This window comes from Streptacidiphilus jeojiensis (genome assembly GCF_042510965.1).
Lineage (GTDB): Bacteria > Actinomycetota > Actinomycetes > Streptomycetales > Streptomycetaceae > Streptacidiphilus > Streptacidiphilus jeojiensis.
Genome location: NZ_JBEUKS010000002.1, coordinates 375,020 through 391,827, shown reverse-complemented (window position 1 = coordinate 391,827; position 16,808 = coordinate 375,020). Strand labels below are relative to the sequence as shown.

The window sequence follows — 16,808 nt, the reverse complement described above, 5'->3', positions numbered from 1 at the left end:
TCATGCGTGGAATCCTCCTGGCGGGTGGGACCGGCTCGCGCCTGTGGCCGCTCACCCGTGCCGTGTCGAAGCAGCTCCTACCCGTATTCGACAAACCGATGGTCTACTATCCGCTCTCGACACTGGTGATGGCGGGGATAGACGAGATCCTGATCATCACCACCCCCAACGATCGCGACCAGTTCGAGCGCCTGCTCGGCGACGGCTCCCAGTGGGGGCTGAGCCTGAGCTACGCCGTGCAGGAGAAGCCCAACGGGATCGCCGAGGCCTTCGTCCTCGGCGCCGACTTCATCGGGGACGACTCGGTCGCCCTGGTCCTGGGCGACAACATCTTCCACGGCAGCGGTCTCGGCAGCCGGCTGGCCGGCCACTCCGACCTGGTCGGCGGCCGGATCTTCGCCTACCCCGTGGCCGACCCGTGCGCCTACGGCGTGGTGGAGTTCGACGCGGCGGGCAAGGCGGTCTCCATCGAGGAGAAGCCCGAGAAGCCCAAGTCCCGCTACGCCGTCCCCGGTCTGTACTTCTACGACAACCGGGTGGTCGAGATCGCCGCCACGCTGGAGCCCAGCGCCCGCGGCGAACTGGAGATCACCGCAGTCAACGACGCCTACCTGCGGGCGGGCGAACTGAGCGTCACCGTCCTCGACCGCGGTACCGCCTGGCTGGACACCGGGACCTTCGTCTCGATGGTGCAGGCCTCGGAGTTCGTCCGGGTGATCGAGGAGCGCCAGGGCCTGAAGATCGGCTGCATCGAGGAGGCCGTCTGGCGCCGCGGCCTGATCAGCGACGAGCAGCTCCGCGAACTGGCCGAGCCGCTGCTGAAGAGCGGTTACGGCGACTACCTGGTACGCCTGTTGGAAGAGGAGACCGCCTGATGAAGATCCGCGAGCTCGGCATCGAGGGCGCCTGGGAGATCACCCCCCAGCAGCACGGCGACCCGCGCGGACTGTTCATGGAGTGGTACCGCTTCGACCACCTGGCCGCCGAGGTCGGGCACCCGCTGCGACTGGCCCAGGGCAACCTGTCGGTGTCCGCCGCCGGCGTGGTGCGCGGGATCCACTTCGCCGATGTGCCGCCCGGCCAGGCCAAGTACGTGACCTGCGTGCGCGGCGCGGTGCTCGACGTGATCGTGGACCTGCGGGTGGGCTCCCCCACCTTCGGGCAGTGGGAGGGCGTCCGGCTGGACGACACGGACCGTCGTGCGGTCTACCTCTCCGAGGGGCTCGGGCATGGCTTCTGCGCGCTCACCGACGACGCCACGCTGACCTACCTCTGCTCCGAGACCTACAGCCCGACCGGCGAGCACGGCGTCCACCCGCTCGACCCGGACCTGGCGATCGAGTGGCCCGCCTCGGCGCCGCAGCTCTCCGCCAAGGACGAGTCGGCGCCCTCGCTCGCCGAGGCGATCGCCTCCGGGCTGCTGCCGGACTACGAGCAGACCAAGGCCTTCACCGCCGGCCTCACTGTTCGCTGAGAATTCACCTTCGCCCGCGAGGACGGGCGGAAGCAGCAGAGAGCCCCGCACCGTCTCACGACGGTGCGGGGCTCTCTGCTGTGCGCTGCTGGTGCAGGCAGGTCGATCAGATCAGGTACTACTTGATGATCTTGGTGACCTGGCCGGCGCCGACGGTGCGGCCACCCTCACGGATGGCGAACTTCAGGCCCTCCTCCATGGCGATCGGCTGGATCAGCGCGACCGTCATGGCGGTGTTGTCGCCGGGCATGACCATCTCGGTGCCCTCGGGGAGGGTGACGACGCCGGTCACGTCCGTGGTGCGGAAGTAGAACTGCGGGCGGTAGTTGTTGAAGAAGGGGGTGTGACGGCCACCCTCGTCCTTCGACAGGATGTAGGCCTGGGCCTCGAAGTCGGTGTGCGGCGTGACCGAACCCGGCTTGATGATGACCTGGCCGCGCTCGACGTCCTCGCGCTTGATGCCACGGAGCAGCAGACCGACGTTCTCACCGGCCTGGCCCTCGTCGAGCAGCTTGCGGAACATCTCGATGCCGGTGACCGTGGTGGTGGTCTTGGCTTCCTTGATGCCGATGATGTCGACGGTCTCGTTGACCTTGAGCACACCGCGCTCGATGCGGCCGGTGACGACGGTGCCACGACCGGTGATCGTGAAGACGTCCTCGATCGGCATCAGGAACGGCAGGTCGACCTCGCGGGCCGGGGTGGGGATGGCCTCGTCCACGGCGGCCATGAGGCCGAGCAGCTTCTCGCCCCACTCCTTGTCGCCCTCGAGCGCCTTCAGCGCCGAGACGCGCACGACGGGGAGGTCGTCGCCCGGGAACTCGTACTCGGAGAGGAGCTCGCGCACCTCGAGCTCGACGAGCTCCAGGATCTCCTCGTCGTCCACCATGTCGGCCTTGTTCAGGGCGACGACGATGTAGGGGACGCCGACCTGGCGGGCCAGGAGCACGTGCTCCTTGGTCTGCGGCATCGGGCCGTCGGTGGCGGCCACGACCAGGATCGCGCCGTCCATCTGCGCGGCACCGGTGATCATGTTCTTGATGTAGTCCGCGTGACCCGGGCAGTCGACGTGGGCGTAGTGACGCGCCTCGGTCTGGTACTCGACGTGCGCGATGGAGATGGTGATACCGCGCTGACGCTCTTCCGGCGCCTTGTCGATCTGGTCGAAGGCCGAGGCCTCGTTCAGGTTCGGGTACGCGTCGTGCAGCACCTTGGTGATCGCCGCGGTAAGGGTCGTCTTACCGTGGTCGATGTGACCGATGGTGCCGATGTTGACGTGGGGCTTCGTCCGCTCGAACTTCGCCTTCGCCACTGGGTCCTCCTGAGGACTGGTTCTGTACGCCGTACGACGTCAGGTGGTCTGATATCGCGCCGGTTCCGCCGCCTGTCAGCGCCCGGTTCCGGCCCGGGGGTGGGGGCCGGAGGGGGCCCGGGGGTCGCCTTGCGGCAGACCCCGGGCCGCCTCCTACAGCCTAAAGGGTGGTACGTACCGGGATGTCCCGGTGCTTACTCGCCCTTGGCCTTAGCGATGATCTCTTCCGCCACGTTCCGGGGAACCTCGGCGTACGAGTCGAACTGCATCGAGTAGCTGGCGCGGCCCGACGTCTTGCTGCGCAGGTCGCCGACGTAGCCGAACATCTCGGACAGCGGGACGAGGGCCTTGACGACCCGGGCGCCGCTGCGCTCCTCCATGGCCTGGATCTGGCCGCGGCGGGAGTTGATGTCGCCGATCACATCGCCCATGTAGTCCTCGGGCGTGGTGACCTCGACGGCCATCATCGGCTCGAGGAGCACGGGGGACGCCTTGCGGGCACCCTCCTTGAACGCCATCGAACCGGCGATCTTGAACGCCAGCTCCGAGGAGTCGACGTCGTGGGAGGCACCGTCGAGCAGGATCACGCGGACGCCCTGGAGCGGGTATCCGGCGAGCACGCCGAACTCCATGGCCTCCTGCGCACCGGCGTCGACCGAGGGGATGTACTCCTTCGGAACGCGGCCACCGGTGACCTTGTTCACGAACTCGTAGCCCTCGGCGGTGTCCAGCGGCTCGATCGCGATCTGGATCTTCGCGAACTGGCCGGAACCACCGGTCTGCTTCTTGTGCGTGTAGTCGATACGCTCGACGGCCTTGCGGATCGTCTCGCGGTACGCGACCTGGGGCTTGCCGACGTTGGCCTCGACCCGGAACTCACGCTTCATACGGTCGACCAGCACCTCGAGGTGCAGCTCGCCCATACCCGCGATGATCGTCTGGCCGGTCTCCTCGTCGGTGTTGACCTGGAAGGACGGGTCCTCCTCGGCCAGCCGCTGGATCGCGACGCCCAGACGCTCCTGGTCGCCCTTCGACTTGGGCTCGATGGCGACGCGGATGACCGGCGCCGGGAAGTCCATGGACTCCAGGATCACCGGCTGCTTGTCGTCGCTCAGGGTCTCGCCGGTGGTGGTCTGCTTGAGACCCATGACGGCGACGATGTCGCCGGCGCCCACCGAGTCGATCTCCTCACGCTTGTTGGCGTGCATGCGGTAGATCTTGCCGATGCGCTCCTTGCGGCCCTTCACCGAGTTGAGGACGGCGGTGCCGGCCTCGAGACGCCCGGAGTAGATCCGGATGAAGGTGAGCTTGCCCAGGTGCGGGTCCGACATGATCTTGAACGCCAGCGCCGACAGCGGCTCGTCGTCCGAGGCCTTGCGGAAGATCTCCACCGACTCGTCACCGGGCTTGTGGCCCATGACGCCCTCGACGTCGATCGGGGAGGGGAGGTACTTCACGACCGCGTCGAGCAGGGGCTGGACGCCCTTGTTCTTGAACGCGGTGCCGCAGAAGACCGGGGTGAAGTTACCGGCGATGGTGCCGCGGCGGATGCCGGCGACCAGCTGCTCCTCGGTGGGCTCCTCGCCCTCCAGGAACAGCTCCATCAGCTCGTCGTCGCCCTCGGCGGCCGTCTCGATGAGCTTGGCGCGCCACTCCTCGGCGATCTCGGCGTGCGACGCCGGGATGTCGAGGGTGTCGTACATCTCACCCTTGGCGGCCTCGGCCGACCACACCAGCGCCTTCATGGCGACCAGGTCGATGACGCCCTGGAAGTCCGCCTCGGCACCGATGGGCAGCTGCATCACCAGCGGGGTCGCGCCCAGCCGGTCGATGATCGAGTCGACGCAGCGGAAGAACTCCGCGCCGACGCGGTCCAGCTTGTTGACGAAGCAGATGCGCGGGACGTTGTAGCGGTCAGCCTGACGCCACACGGTCTCGGACTGGGGCTCGACACCGGCCACACCGTCGAACACCGTGACGGCACCGTCGAGCACGCGCAGCGAACGCTCCACCTCGACGGTGAAGTCGACGTGGCCCGGCGTGTCGATGATGTTGATGGTGTTGTCCACACCGTCAACCGTCCAGTGACAGGTCGTCGCGGCCGACGTGATCGTGATGCCGCGCTCCTGCTCCTGCTCCATCCAGTCCATGGTGGCAGCGCCATCGTGGACCTCACCGATCTTGTACGAGACACCGGTGTAGAAGAGGATCCGCTCAGTGGTGGTCGTCTTGCCCGCGTCGATGTGCGCCATGATCCCGATGTTGCGGACCCTGGCAAGGTCAAGGGAGGTTGCAGCCATGGTGGCTCGTCTCTCTCTTTCTTGGTTCTGACGGGGTTCGGACTACCAGCGGTAGTGCGCGAAGGCCTTGTTGGACTCGGCCATCTTGTGGGTGTCCTCGCGACGCTTCACGGAGGCGCCCAGACCGTTGCTCGCGTCCAGGATCTCGTTCAGCAGACGCTCGGTCATGGTCTTCTCGCGACGGGCGCGGGAGTAACCGACGAGCCAGCGCAGCGCCAGGGTGTTGGCACGGCCCGGCTTGACCTCGACCGGCACCTGGTAGGTCGCGCCACCGACACGGCGGGACTTGACCTCGAGGGTCGGCTTGACGTTCTCCAGGGCGCGCTTGAGCGCGACCACCGGGTCTGCACCGGTCTTCTCGCGGACGCCCTCGAGGGCGCCGTACACGATGCGCTCGGCGGTGGAGCGCTTGCCGTGCAGGAGGATCTTGTTGACGAGCGACGTCACCACAGGGGAGCCGTAAACCGGGTCGATGATGACCGGGCGCTTCGGGGCGGGGCCCTTACGAGGCATGCTTACTTCTCCTTCTTGGCGCCGTAGCGGCTGCGGGCCTGCTTGCGGTTCTTGACACCCTGGGTGTCCAGCGAGCCGCGGATGATCTTGTAACGCACACCCGGCAGGTCCTTCACACGACCGCCACGCACGAGCACGATGGAGTGCTCCTGCAGGTTGTGACCCTCGCCCGGAATGTAGGCGGTGACCTCGATACCACTGGTGAGGCGCACGCGGGCGACCTTGCGGAGAGCCGAGTTCGGCTTCTTCGGGGTGGTCGTGTACACACGCGTGCAGACGCCGCGGCGCTGAGGGGAACCCTTCAGTGCGGGCGTCTTGTTCTTCTCGACCTTGTCCTGCCGGCCCTTTCGGACCAGCTGCTGAATCGTAGGCACGCTATCTCCGTCTTCTTTGTGCCATCGCTGGTGAAACTACCCTGGTTGTGTCTCTCCGACGCCGACCCACGCGGTCGGGTGTGTCGGGCCGCTTCCCATCCCCTCGACTCCTTGCGGAGGAGCGGTGTGGAAGCGCGGTTCCCATGACGCGGCGGCTGATATGCACGCACGCACAAGAGACCCGGGGACACCCCAGGCACAAGGTCAGAGCGTACCTAGCGCATCGGCGCGGGTCAAAACACATGGGCAGCCGCAGGTCAGGGCGTCGGCGCCGGAGCGGTTGCGAGGGCGGACGGAGTGTGCCTGCGCCGGTCGGGGTCGGGTACGACCGGTCCGGGGCCGCTGCGGCTCAGCCGCCGGCGGCCGGGGCGGGCATCATCCCACCTCCGGAGCTGCCGTGCGCGGAGGAGACCACGCCGAGGAAGAGCACCACGAAGAAGATCGCCACCGCGAGCCAGCCCAGCACGATACCGGCCACCGCCATCCCGTCGCCGTCCTCGTCCCGGTCGCGCAGCTGGCCGCGGGCGATGTGGCCGCAGATCAGCGCGGGCAGGGCGGTGATGCCGAGGGTCGGCAGCTCGGCCAGGCCCAGCACCAGGGCCGCCACCGCCAGACCGTTGGTGCGGCGCAGCCGGGGCGGCGGCGCGTAGGGGTTGGGGCTGTACGGATCGAACGGACGGCCGTAGGCGTACGGGCCGGGCACCGGGTATCCGCCCGGGTAGGGGGCGAAGGCCGCGGGGATGACCGGTGCGGGCGTCAGGTAGGGCACCGGCATGGGGCCGCTGGGGAGGTCCTGGATCACACCGGACAGCTCGCCGTAGGTCTGCGAGCGGTAGATCTGCTCCACCCGCTCGTTGTACTCGTCCGGGGTCAGCCTGCCTTCGGCGTAGGCGGACTTCAGCACGTCGATGGTCCGCTCCCGGTCCGCGTGCGAGGCACGCATGCCGGCGATGTCGTCCGTGGCCGGCCGGGCCGGCACCTGCCGGTAGGGCACGGTCGGCCGCGGGGGGCGTCCCGGCTGGGCGCCCTGCCACTGCTGCATCGGATGCTTCGGCTGCTGGTGCGTGGACAACGGCGACCTCCCCGAGTGCACCCGGCGCCTGGGCCCGGGCACGGCGTCTTGCTTCCCCATAGTGCAAGACGTTCGGGCGGATCGCATCGTGCCCGGGTGCTGTGTAGAGGAGTTGTGACACAACCTCAGCAGTGGGGCCGGGTGCGGGGTTACTCGAAGCGGGCGGCGTAGCGCTGCTGCAGCTCCGGCCAGTGCCGGCGCAGCGCCTCGGCACCGATCGGCTGGTCGCCGCTGGGAGCCGCCAGGCCGTGGGCGGTGAAGAGGTGCTCGGAGAGTCCGTGCGGGTCGGGGTCGACGCCGTGCGCCTCGCGGTAGCTGAGCAGTCCGTCGAGGTAGGCGTCCAGCGGATCGGCGGTGTCGGCGTCGTGCTCCGGCTCCACCGCCGGATCGGGCGCGTTCCTGGTGGCGAACCACACCTCGGGGCCCTCGTCGTCCTGGACCGGCTCGGCCTCGACCGGCTCGGGCTCGACCGGGAGGCGGTGCCGGGCCGCGGCCAGCTTGGTGAGCACGGCGACCGGGTCGGGGTCCGGGACCGGACGGGACCGGGGCACCGGCCGGAATCCGAGCACCGACTGGGGGGCCGCGGGCGCGCCCGGGCCCGCCGGGGCGAAGGGGCGGGCCAGCGGGGGCTCGTCCAGGTACTGCACCGGCCCGGGCATCGGCTGCTGGACGGGCTGCTGGACCGGTGCGGGGGCGGGCTGCGCCGACTGCGCGGGGAAGGGCGCCGACGTGTCCTGGGCCGCGCGGGCGAGCTGGGGCGCCGGCTGGGCCTGCGCGACCTGCTCCGCGCCGGGCAGCGGGGCGTTGCGGATCACGTCCAGGTCCAGCGGCACTCCGTACTTGGCCAGCTTCAGCGGCAGCAGGGTCTCGATCGGCGCCTGGCGGCGCCAGCCGCGGCCGTACCTGGCCCGCAGGTGGGTGCGGTAGACCAGCCGGTTCTGCTCCAGCCGGACCACCTCGTCGTAGGAGCGCAGCTCCCACAGCTTCATCCGGCGCCACAGCCGGAACGTGGGCACCGGCGACAGCAGCCAGCGCATCAGCCGCACCGACTCCATGTGCCGGTCCGCGCTGATGTCGGCGATCCGCCCGATGGCGTGCCGGGCCGCCTCCACCACCACCACGAAGAGCACCGGGATGATGGCGTGCATCGCCATCGCCAGCGGGTCGCCCCAGGAGGAGGCCGCGTTGAAGACGATGGTCCCGGCCGTGAGCAGCCATGCGGTCTGCCGCAGCAGCGGGAAGGGGATGCGCAGCCAGGTCAGTACCAGGTCCAGCGCCAGCAGGACGGCGATCCCGACGTCCACGCCGATCGGGAAGACGTAGGAGAAGTTCCCGAAGCCCTTGTGCAGGGCCAGTTCACGCACCGCGGCGTAGGAACCGGTGAAGCCGATACCGGCGATGATGAACGCGCCGGCGGCGACCACGCCAATGAGCGCGCGGTGCGTACGGGTTATCGCAGGGCCTGCCATCGCTCGTTCAACCCCTGGGTCTGCTCGTTCATTTGGGTTTGGCGGTCTGGTTGTGCCGTGAGCGGGGACAGCTTGCCACAACCGGGTCGCTGCTTTTTCGGGCCACCGGGGAATGTCACACCCTGCTGCGATGATGTGGCGGAGCGTGTTCTTCGGGGCCTTGCGGCCCGTTCCGGGACAATGGGGGGACCGCGGCCCGTGGGGGGCCGCACCGAGGGACAAGAAGGAGGGCCGTCATGGGCAGGCGCAACCCGCAGTACCGCAGGGTCAAGAAGCGGGACCAGACGGCCCACCAGCAGGCCCGGCACGTGCACGCACCCGACGACGGCACCCCGCAGCAGCACGCCCGCGCGCAGCAGCAGGGGCAGGAGCAGCAGGAGCCGTCGCTGCGGGAGCTGGTGGAGGCGGCCTGCGGCTCGGTGCTGTACTCCTCCGAGGACGGCTACCACCTCGCGCTGGACCAGGCCGCGAGCCTGCTCTCCGAGCCCTCCGCGCGCTGGCCGGAGACCGGGCGGGCGGTGCTGCTGGTGAGCGGGGCGCAGCTGGCACGGCTCTGGCGGGCCGGCTGGCAGCCCGCCGACCTGGCCCGGGCGGTGCGCCGGGAGCTGACGACGCGACACCTGCGGCTGGCGGTCGACCTGATGGCCGCCGAGCTGCGCGGCTACGCCGCGGCCGGTCTCGACCCGCGCTGGACCGGCCAGCTGCGGGAGTTGGAGGCCGCCGAGTGGTGGGGGCAGGACGACGCCTTCCTGCCCGGCGTCTCGGACCGGGAACGGCTGGACCGCTTCTCGGTGGCGACCCTGCTGCTGGAGCTGTACCGGTTGATCGGCCGGCTGCCACCACTGACCCTGCTCGGACCGCCGCCCGGCGCCGCGCCGCGGACCAACGGCGCCGCCCTGCCGTTCACCCCGAAGACCGGGAGCGAGCCCAGGATGCTCGGCCGGATCCGGGCGCTGCTGGCCAAGGCGGAGTCCACCGAGTTCCCCGACGAGGCCGAGGCACTGACCGCCAAGGCCCAGCAGCTGATGGCGCAGCACAGCATCGACGAGGCGCTGCTGGCGGCCTCCTCGGGCAGCCGGGCCGAGCCGGGTGCCTGCCGGATCGGGGTGGACAACCCCTACGAGGCACCCAAGGCGCTGCTGCTGGACGCGGTCGCCGGCGCCAACCGGGCCACCTCGCTGTGGACCAAGGAGCTGGGCTTCTGCACGGTGGTGGGCTTCCCCGCCGACCTGGAGGCGGTCGAGCTGCTGTACACCTCACTGCTGGTGCAGGCGACCGGGGCGATGAACAGCGCGGGGATACAGGGTGGGGGCGCCGGCGGCTCGCGCACCAAGGGCTTCCGGCAGTCGTTCCTGATCTCCTACGCGGCCCGGATCAGGGAGCGGCTCTCCGGGGCGACCGCGCAGGCGACCGAGGAGGCACTGGTCGGACTGCGCGCCGAGGGCCGCGAGGACTCCTCCGGGCTGCTGCCGGTGCTCGCCGCCCGGGAGGAGGCGGTGCGCCGGTCCACCGAGCAGATGTTCCCCAACGCCAGGGCGGGCCGGGCGATCAGGGCCAGCGACTACGAGGGCTGGACCCAGGGGCGCGCCGCGGCGGACCGCGCGCAGTTGCGGGGGCACGGGGCGGAGCTGCCGCAGTAGCGCTGAAGCGTGTGCCTGGTTGGCTGCGCAGTTCCCCGCGCCCCTGGGGGGCTGCAACTGGCTCAGTTGCACTTGCTCAGGGGCGCGGGGAACTGCGCGACAAGCCAGCTACGGTCCGCAACCCAGATCCCTCCGCACCCCCGCCCACGGGTGGTTCCCTACCGACCCGCCCCGCCCCCCGGGCGGCACGCGCTAACGTCGGAGGACCGTCGGCACGCACCTGGAGCACCCCCGTGAAATCCGTCGAAGCCCTGGCCGCCTCGCTCGCCTCGCTCACCCCCGACGAGTTGGCCGAGCTGCTAGATGCCCGCCGGGTGCACAGCGACACCCGGCGTCGCACCGGGCCGGGCCCGCAGAGCCTCGACGAGCTGGCCCAGCGGCTGCTGGAAGACCGCTCGGTCGGCGACGCCGTCGGCCGGCTGACCGCGCCCGGGCTGCAGCTGCTGTCCGCCGCGGTCTGGCTGGCCGCCCGGCGGCACGGCGCACTGATGCCGCAGCCCTACTGGACCCCGCTGGAGCCGTCCTCCCGGCCGGTGGCGACCGAGACGCTGCTGGAGTTCCTCGCCGGTGACGACAAGGCCCTGCGGGCCGCCGCAGAGCGGGTTCTGACGGAGCTTCAGCGACTGGCCCTGGTACTGCCCGCCGACGCCCCACCGGACGCCCCACTCGGCGCCGAGGAGCTCGCGCTGCCCGGCTTCGTCCACCGGCACCTGGCCGAGGCCATGGGCCTGAGCCGCCCGGCCGCCCAGCTGATGACCGAGGCCTTCAACGCACCCGAGGTGCACCGGATCGCGGCCGGACTCGACCTGCCGTCCAGCCGCAACCGGGAGACCGCCCAGGCGGCCGTGGTCGCCGCGCTCGGCGACCGCGAGCGGATGCGTTCGCTGCTCGCCGGCGCCCCGCCGGACGTGGCCGAAATGCTGCAGCTGCTGGTGCAGGGACCGCCGCTGCTGCGCACCCACTGCTTCGTCCCGCTCGGCGGGTACCACTACGGTGCGGCCACCAAGTACCAGCTGCGGCCCGGCGGCTCCGGCGACCCCGCCACCGACTGGCTGGCCGAGCACGGGATGCTGGTCCCGGTCGGACCCGACCTGGTCGAGCTGCCCTACGAGGTCCTGGACGCCGCGGCCGGGGGCCGGATCACCGCCCGGTTCGAGCCCGAACCCCCGGTGCTCGCCACCGGCGTCCGTCCGGTGCCCGAGGCCCTGCCGGAGGCGCGGGCCGCCGCAGCCTCGGCCAGCCGCAGGATGGAGCTGCTGCTGGCCGCCTGCGCCGCCGCTCCCCCGGGGATCCGCAAGTCCGGCGGCCTGGCCGTCAGGGACACCAGGAGGCTGGCCAAGGCCATCGAGGCGCCCGAGGAGCAGACCCGGCTGTGGCTGGATCTCGCCTACAACGCCGATCTGCTCGGCGACCACCAGGAGGTGCCGGACGGCCCGGCGCCCCGGGGCCGCAGCCGGCGCGCGGCCGTGCCCAACGCGCCGCTGCGGCTGCTGCCGACCGCCCGCTACGACGACTGGCTGTCCCGGTCCCCCGCCGAGCGGCTGGTCCCGGTGGTGGCCACCTGGGCGGTCATCCCCGAGGTGCTGACCTGGTGGCCGGAGTACCGGGAGGAGACCCCGGTGGCCCTGGTGGCCCCGCAGGACCGGGAGGCGGTACCGCTGCGCCGCGAACTGCTCCGGGCGCTGGCCTCGCTGCCGCCCGGCGAGGGCCTGGGCCCGGTGGCGGCCTTCGCCGCCGAGACCCTGGAGGAGCTGGTCCGGCTGGTGGGCTGGCACAGCCCCGGACTGGTCACCCTGGACGAGGACGGACTGGGCCGGGTCCTGGAGACGCTTCTGGAGGCGGAACAGCTGGGTGTGCTGGCCCACGGCCGGCCGAGCCCGCTGGGCGAGGCGGTGCTGGCGCTGCTGGAGACCGACGCGGCCGACTGGTTCCCCTGCGTCCCGGGCATCGCCGCCAAGGACGGCGACGCCTACGCGGGTCCGTTGCGGCTGCTGCGGGAGGCCTGCGCGGCGCTGCTGCCCCCGCCGCAGCGGACCGCCAGGTTCCAGGCGGATCTGACCGCGGTCGCCGCGGGCGCCCCCTCGGCGGCCCTGGCGGAGCTGATGGGCTCGGCCGCCGACCGGGAGTCGGAGGGGCATGCGGTGGTCTGGCGCTTCAGCGCCGGCTCGGTACGCCGCGCCCTGGACGCCGGCATGAGCGCCGACGACCTGCTCGCGGCGCTGCGGGAGGCCTCCGAGGGGGCGCTCCCGCAGCCGTTGGAGTACCTGGTCAAGGACACCGGCAGGACCCACGGCCGGGTCCGGGTGGTCCGCTCCGCCTGCTGCATCCGCTCCGACGACGAAGCGCTGGTGCTGGAACTGTCGAAGACCAGGGTGCTGGCCAAGCTGGGGCTGCGCCGGATCGCACCGACCGTGCTGATCAGCACCCACTCCCCCAGCGCCACCCTGGAGGCCCTGCGCGCCGCGGGGTACGCGCCGGTGCTGGAGGCCGAGAGCGGCGTGACGGTGGTGGAGCGCGCCCCCGGCACCCGGGCGGAGCAGCGGATGCCCGACTACGACCGGATGCGCCGCAACCGCGGCAGAGTCTGAGCAGGTCGGGCCCGGGAACGCCGAAGGGCGGTCACCCCTCTCGGGGTGACCGCCCTTCGGTCGTACTACGTGCTGCGACTGTCAGCCGGTGTAGGGGCCGTAGTCGTAGTCGTCCAGCGGAACAGCCTGGCCGGAGCCGGTGCCGAAGGGCGAGTAGTCGATGTCGTCGTAGCCGACGGCCGAGTACATCGCGGCCTTGGCCTCCTCGGTGGGCTCCACCCGGATGTTGCGGTAGCGGGGCAGACCCGTACCGGCCGGGATGAGCTTACCGAGGATGACGTTCTCCTTGAGGCCCAGCAGCGGGTCCGACTTGGCGTGGATCGCCGCGTCGGTGAGCACCCGGGTCGTCTCCTGGAAGGAGGCGGCCGACAGCCAGGACTCGGTCGCCAGCGAGGCCTTGGTGATACCCATCAGCTGCGGACGGCCGGAGGCGGGCTGGCCGCTCTCGGACACCACACGACGGTTCTCGGTCTCGAAGCGGCCGCGCTCGACCAGCTCGCCGGGCAGCAGCTCGGCGTCGCCGGACTCGATGATCGTGACCCGGCGGAGCATCTGCCGGATGATGATCTCGATGTGCTTGTCGTGGATCGACACACCCTGCGAGTTGTAGACCTTCTGGACCTCGGCCACCAGGTGGATCTGGACGGCACGCTGGCCCAGGATGCGCAGGACGTCGTGCGGGTTGACGGTACCGGCGGTCAGCTGCTGGCCGACCTCCACCCGCTCGCCCTCGGACACCCGCAGCTTGACGCGCTTGGAGACCGGGTAGGCGATCTCCTCGCTGCCGTCGTCCGGGGTGACCACGAGCTTGCGGGTCTTCTCGGTGTCCTCGATCCGGACCCGGCCCTCGGCCTCGCTGATCGGGGCCACACCACGCGGGTTGCGGGCCTCGAACAGCTCGACCACACGCGGCAGACCCTGGGTGATGTCGTCACCGGCCACACCACCGGTGTGGAAGGTACGCATCGTCAGCTGGGTGCCGGGCTCACCGATGGACTGGGCGGCGATGATGCCGACCGCCTCACCGATGTCGACCAGCTTGCCGGTGGCCAGCGAGCGGCCGTAGCACATGGCGCAGGTGCCGACGGCGGACTCGCAGGTCAGGATCGAACGGGTCTTGACCTCGGAGATGCCGCGGCGGATCAGCTCGTCGATCAGCACGTCGCCCAGGTCGGTGTTGGCCGGGGCCAGCACCTCACCGTCGACGACGATGTCCTCGGCGAGCGCACGGGCGTAGACGCTGGTCTCGACGTCCTCCGCCTTGCGCAGCACGCCGTCCGAGCCCACGGTGCCGATCGGCAGCTTGAGGCCGCGCTCGGTGCCGCAGTCCTCCTCGCGAATGATGACGTCCTGGGAGACGTCGACCAGACGACGGGTGAGGTAGCCGGAGTCGGCGGTACGCAGGGCGGTGTCGGCCAGACCCTTACGGGCACCGTGGGTGGAGATGAAGTACTCCAGCACGGAGAGGCCCTCACGGAACGACGCCTTGATGGGTCGCGCGATGGTCTCGTTCTTGGCGTTCGACACCAGACCGCGCATACCGGCGATCTGACGCATCTGCATCATGTTTCCGCGAGCCCCGGAGTCCACCATCATGAAGATGGGGTTGGTCTTCGGGAAGTTCGCGTTCATGGCGTCGGCGACCTCGTTGGTCGCCTTGGTCCAGATCGCCACGAGCTCCTGCTGGCGCTCGTCCTTGGTGATCAGACCGCGCTCATACTGCTTCTGGACCTTCTCGGCCTGCGCCTCGTAGCCCTCGAGGATCTGGGGCTTGTTCGGCGGGACCACGACGTCCGAGATGGAGACGGTGACACCCGAGCGGGTGGCCCAGTGGAAGCCGGCCGCCTTCAGGTTGTCCAGGGTCGCCGCCACGACGACCTTGGGGTAGCGCTCGGCGAGGTCGTTGACGATCGCCGAGAGCTGCTTCTTGTTGATCTCGTCCTCGACGAACGGGTAGTCCTCGGGCAGCAGCTCGTTGAAGAGCGCGCGGCCCAGGGTGGTGCGCAGTCGCAGCTGCTCACCCTCCTGCCAGGTCGGCTTCCCGTCCTCGTCCACCGGCGCGGTCCAGCCGCGCGGCGGCACGGTGCCCAGCGGCAGCCGCAGGTCGATCTCGGCCTGCAGGTCCAGGGTCTTGGCGTCGAAGGCCATCACGGCCTCCGGCGTCGAGCCGAACGCCCGGCCCACGCCGCGGAGGGTCTCCGGGTCGCGGGTCGAGGTCAGGAAGAACAGACCCAGCACCATGTCCTGGGTCGGCATGGTGACGGGACGACCGTCGGCCGGCTTCAGGATGTTGTTGGAGGACAGCATCAGGATGCGGGCCTCGGCCTGCGCCTCCGCGGACAGCGGAAGGTGCACGGCCATCTGGTCACCGTCGAAGTCCGCGTTGAACGCGGTGCAGACGAGCGGGTGGATCTGGATGGCCTTGCCCTCGACCAGCTGCGGCTCGAAGGCCTGGATGCCGAGGCGGTGCAGCGTGGGCGCACGGTTCAGCAGCACCGGGTGCTCGGCGATGACCTCTTCGAGGACGTCCCAGACCACCGGGCGGGCGCGCTCGACCATGCGCTTGGCCGACTTGATGTTCTGCGCGTGGTTCAGGTCCACCAGGCGCTTCATCACGAACGGCTTGAAGAGCTCCAGCGCCATGGCCTTGGGCAGACCGCACTGGTGCAGCTTGAGCTGCGGGCCGACGACGATGACCGAACGGGCCGAGTAGTCGACTCGCTTGCCGAGCAGGTTCTGGCGGAAACGACCCTGCTTGCCCTTGAGCATGTCGCTCAGGGACTTCAGCGGGCGGTTGCCCGGACCGGTGACCGGACGGCCACGGCGGCCGTTGTCGAACAGCGCGTCCACGGCCTCCTGAAGCATGCGCTTCTCGTTGTTCACGATGATCTCGGGCGCGCCGAGGTCGAGGAGCCGCTTGAGGCGGTTGTTGCGGTTGATCACGCGGCGGTACAGGTCGTTCAGGTCGGAGGTCGCGAAGCGGCCACCGTCCAGCTGCACCATCGGACGCAGGTCCGGCGGGATCACCGGCACGCAGTCCAGCACCATGCCCGAAGGCTTGTTGGTGGTCTGCAGGAACGCGGAGACGACCTTGAGGCGCTTGAGCGCACGGGTCTTCTTCTGGCCCTTGCCGGTCTTGATGATCTCGCGGAGGCGCTCGGCCTCCTCCTCCAGGTCGAAGGTCTCCAGGCGCTTCTGCAGCGCCGCGGCTCCCATCGATCCGGAGAAGTAGGTGCCGAAGCGGTCCCGCAGCTCGCGGTAGAGCAGCTCGTCACCCTCCAGGTCCTGGACCTTGAGGGACTTGAAGCGGGCCCACACCTCGTCCAGACGGTCCAGCTCGCGCTGGGCCCGGTCACGGAGCTGCTTCATCTCGCGCTCGGCGCCTTCGCGCACCTTGCGGCGCACGTCCGCCTTGGCACCCTCGGCCTCGAGCTCGGCCAGGTCGCCCTCGAGCTTCTTGGCGCGGGTCTCCAGGTCGGCGTCGCGGCGCTGCTCGATCTGCTGGCGCTCGACGGAGACCTGGGCCTCCAGCGAGGACAGGTCACGGGTGCGGCGCTCGTCGTCCACCCACGTGATCATGTAGGCGGCGAAGTAGATGACCTTCTCGAGGTCCTTGGGGGCAAGGTCCAGGAGGTAGCCCAGGCGTGACGGCACGCCCTTGAAGTACCAGATGTGCGTGACAGGGGCGGCCAGCTCGATGTGGCCCATCCGCTCACGACGCACCTTGGCGCGAGTGACCTCGACGCCGCAGCGCTCACAGATGATGCCCTTGAAGCGGACGCGCTTGTACTTGCCGCAGTAGCACTCCCAGTCCCGGGTGGGGCCGAAGATCTTCTCGCAGAAGAGCCCGTCCTTTTCCGGCTTGAGGGTGCGGTAGTTGATGGTCTCGGGCTTCTTGACCTCGCCGTGGGACCACTGACGGATGTCGTCAGCGGTCGCCAGGCCGATTCGCAGTTCATCGAAGAAGTTGACGTCGAGCACGGGTCGTCAATCCCACCTTCGGGGTCGAAGTCTTACATCTGGTCTGAGGGGGTCCTGGGGGCGGCGGGCCGGCGCTGGTTGGACA

At 70.2% G+C, this 16,808-nt stretch carries 11 protein-coding genes; 4 read left to right on the top strand and 7 right to left on the bottom strand.

Going from position 1 to position 16,808, the window contains the following annotated elements; genetic code table 11:
* The first annotated feature begins 2 nt into the window (after positions 1-2).
* Positions 3-875 (top strand): glucose-1-phosphate thymidylyltransferase RfbA, encoded by an 873-nt coding sequence (gene rfbA, locus ABUW04_RS07585; RefSeq protein WP_380563685.1) that lies wholly within the window; start codon positions 3-5, stop codon positions 873-875.
* Positions 875-1,474, top strand: a complete 600-nt coding sequence (gene rfbC / locus ABUW04_RS07580) for a dTDP-4-dehydrorhamnose 3,5-epimerase (protein WP_030251637.1) — start codon at positions 875-877, stop codon at positions 1,472-1,474. Before rfbA ends, rfbC begins: the two co-directional genes overlap by 1 nt.
* A gap of 118 nt (positions 1,475-1,592) precedes the next feature.
* Here the strand turns inward: rfbC and tuf are convergent, their stop codons facing one another.
* The 6 genes from tuf to ABUW04_RS07550 form a co-directional block, all read right to left on the bottom strand.
* Positions 1,593-2,786 carry an elongation factor Tu gene (gene tuf / locus ABUW04_RS07575; RefSeq protein ID WP_030251640.1) on the bottom strand — a complete coding sequence of 398 codons (1,194 nt, stop codon included), beginning with the start codon at positions 2,784-2,786 and terminating at the stop codon, positions 1,593-1,595.
* 194 nt (positions 2,787-2,980) lie between these two features.
* A complete protein-coding gene (fusA, locus tag ABUW04_RS07570; protein ID WP_030251643.1) occupies positions 2,981-5,086 on the bottom strand; it encodes an elongation factor G in 2,106 nt (701 codons plus the stop codon).
* A 42-nt stretch (positions 5,087-5,128) separates the two neighbouring features.
* On the bottom strand, positions 5,129-5,599 hold the full coding sequence (gene rpsG, locus ABUW04_RS07565; protein ID WP_030251646.1) for a 30S ribosomal protein S7: 471 nt from the start codon (positions 5,597-5,599) through the stop codon (positions 5,129-5,131).
* A 2-nt stretch (positions 5,600-5,601) separates the two neighbouring features.
* Positions 5,602-5,973 (bottom strand): 30S ribosomal protein S12, encoded by a 372-nt coding sequence (gene rpsL / locus ABUW04_RS07560; RefSeq protein WP_014144289.1) that lies wholly within the window; start codon positions 5,971-5,973, stop codon positions 5,602-5,604.
* 349 nt (positions 5,974-6,322) lie between these two features.
* The gene (locus ABUW04_RS07555) at positions 6,323-7,045 is read right to left on the bottom strand and encodes a DUF1707 and DUF4190 domain-containing protein (protein WP_051725039.1); all 723 of its coding nucleotides are present in this window, start codon (positions 7,043-7,045) and stop codon (positions 6,323-6,325) included.
* A gap of 149 nt (positions 7,046-7,194) precedes the next feature.
* Positions 7,195-8,514 (bottom strand): DUF2637 domain-containing protein, encoded by a 1,320-nt coding sequence (locus ABUW04_RS07550; protein ID WP_380563684.1) that lies wholly within the window; start codon positions 8,512-8,514, stop codon positions 7,195-7,197.
* Positions 8,515-8,750: 236 nt separating this feature from the next.
* On the opposite strand from ABUW04_RS07550, the gene ABUW04_RS07545 reads away from it, so the two are divergent.
* The gene (locus ABUW04_RS07545) at positions 8,751-10,154 is read left to right on the top strand and encodes a DUF2786 domain-containing protein (protein WP_380563682.1); all 1,404 of its coding nucleotides are present in this window, start codon (positions 8,751-8,753) and stop codon (positions 10,152-10,154) included.
* Positions 10,155-10,387: 233 nt separating this feature from the next.
* Positions 10,388-12,742 carry a helicase-associated domain-containing protein gene (locus ABUW04_RS07540; RefSeq protein WP_380563681.1) on the top strand — a complete coding sequence of 785 codons (2,355 nt, stop codon included), beginning with the start codon at positions 10,388-10,390 and terminating at the stop codon, positions 12,740-12,742.
* A gap of 81 nt (positions 12,743-12,823) precedes the next feature.
* Here ABUW04_RS07540 and ABUW04_RS07535 read toward each other — a convergent pair whose 3' ends face one another.
* Positions 12,824-16,723, bottom strand: a complete 3,900-nt coding sequence (locus ABUW04_RS07535) for a DNA-directed RNA polymerase subunit beta' (protein ID WP_030251660.1) — start codon at positions 16,721-16,723, stop codon at positions 12,824-12,826.
* Between the last annotated feature and the right edge of the window lie 85 nt (positions 16,724-16,808).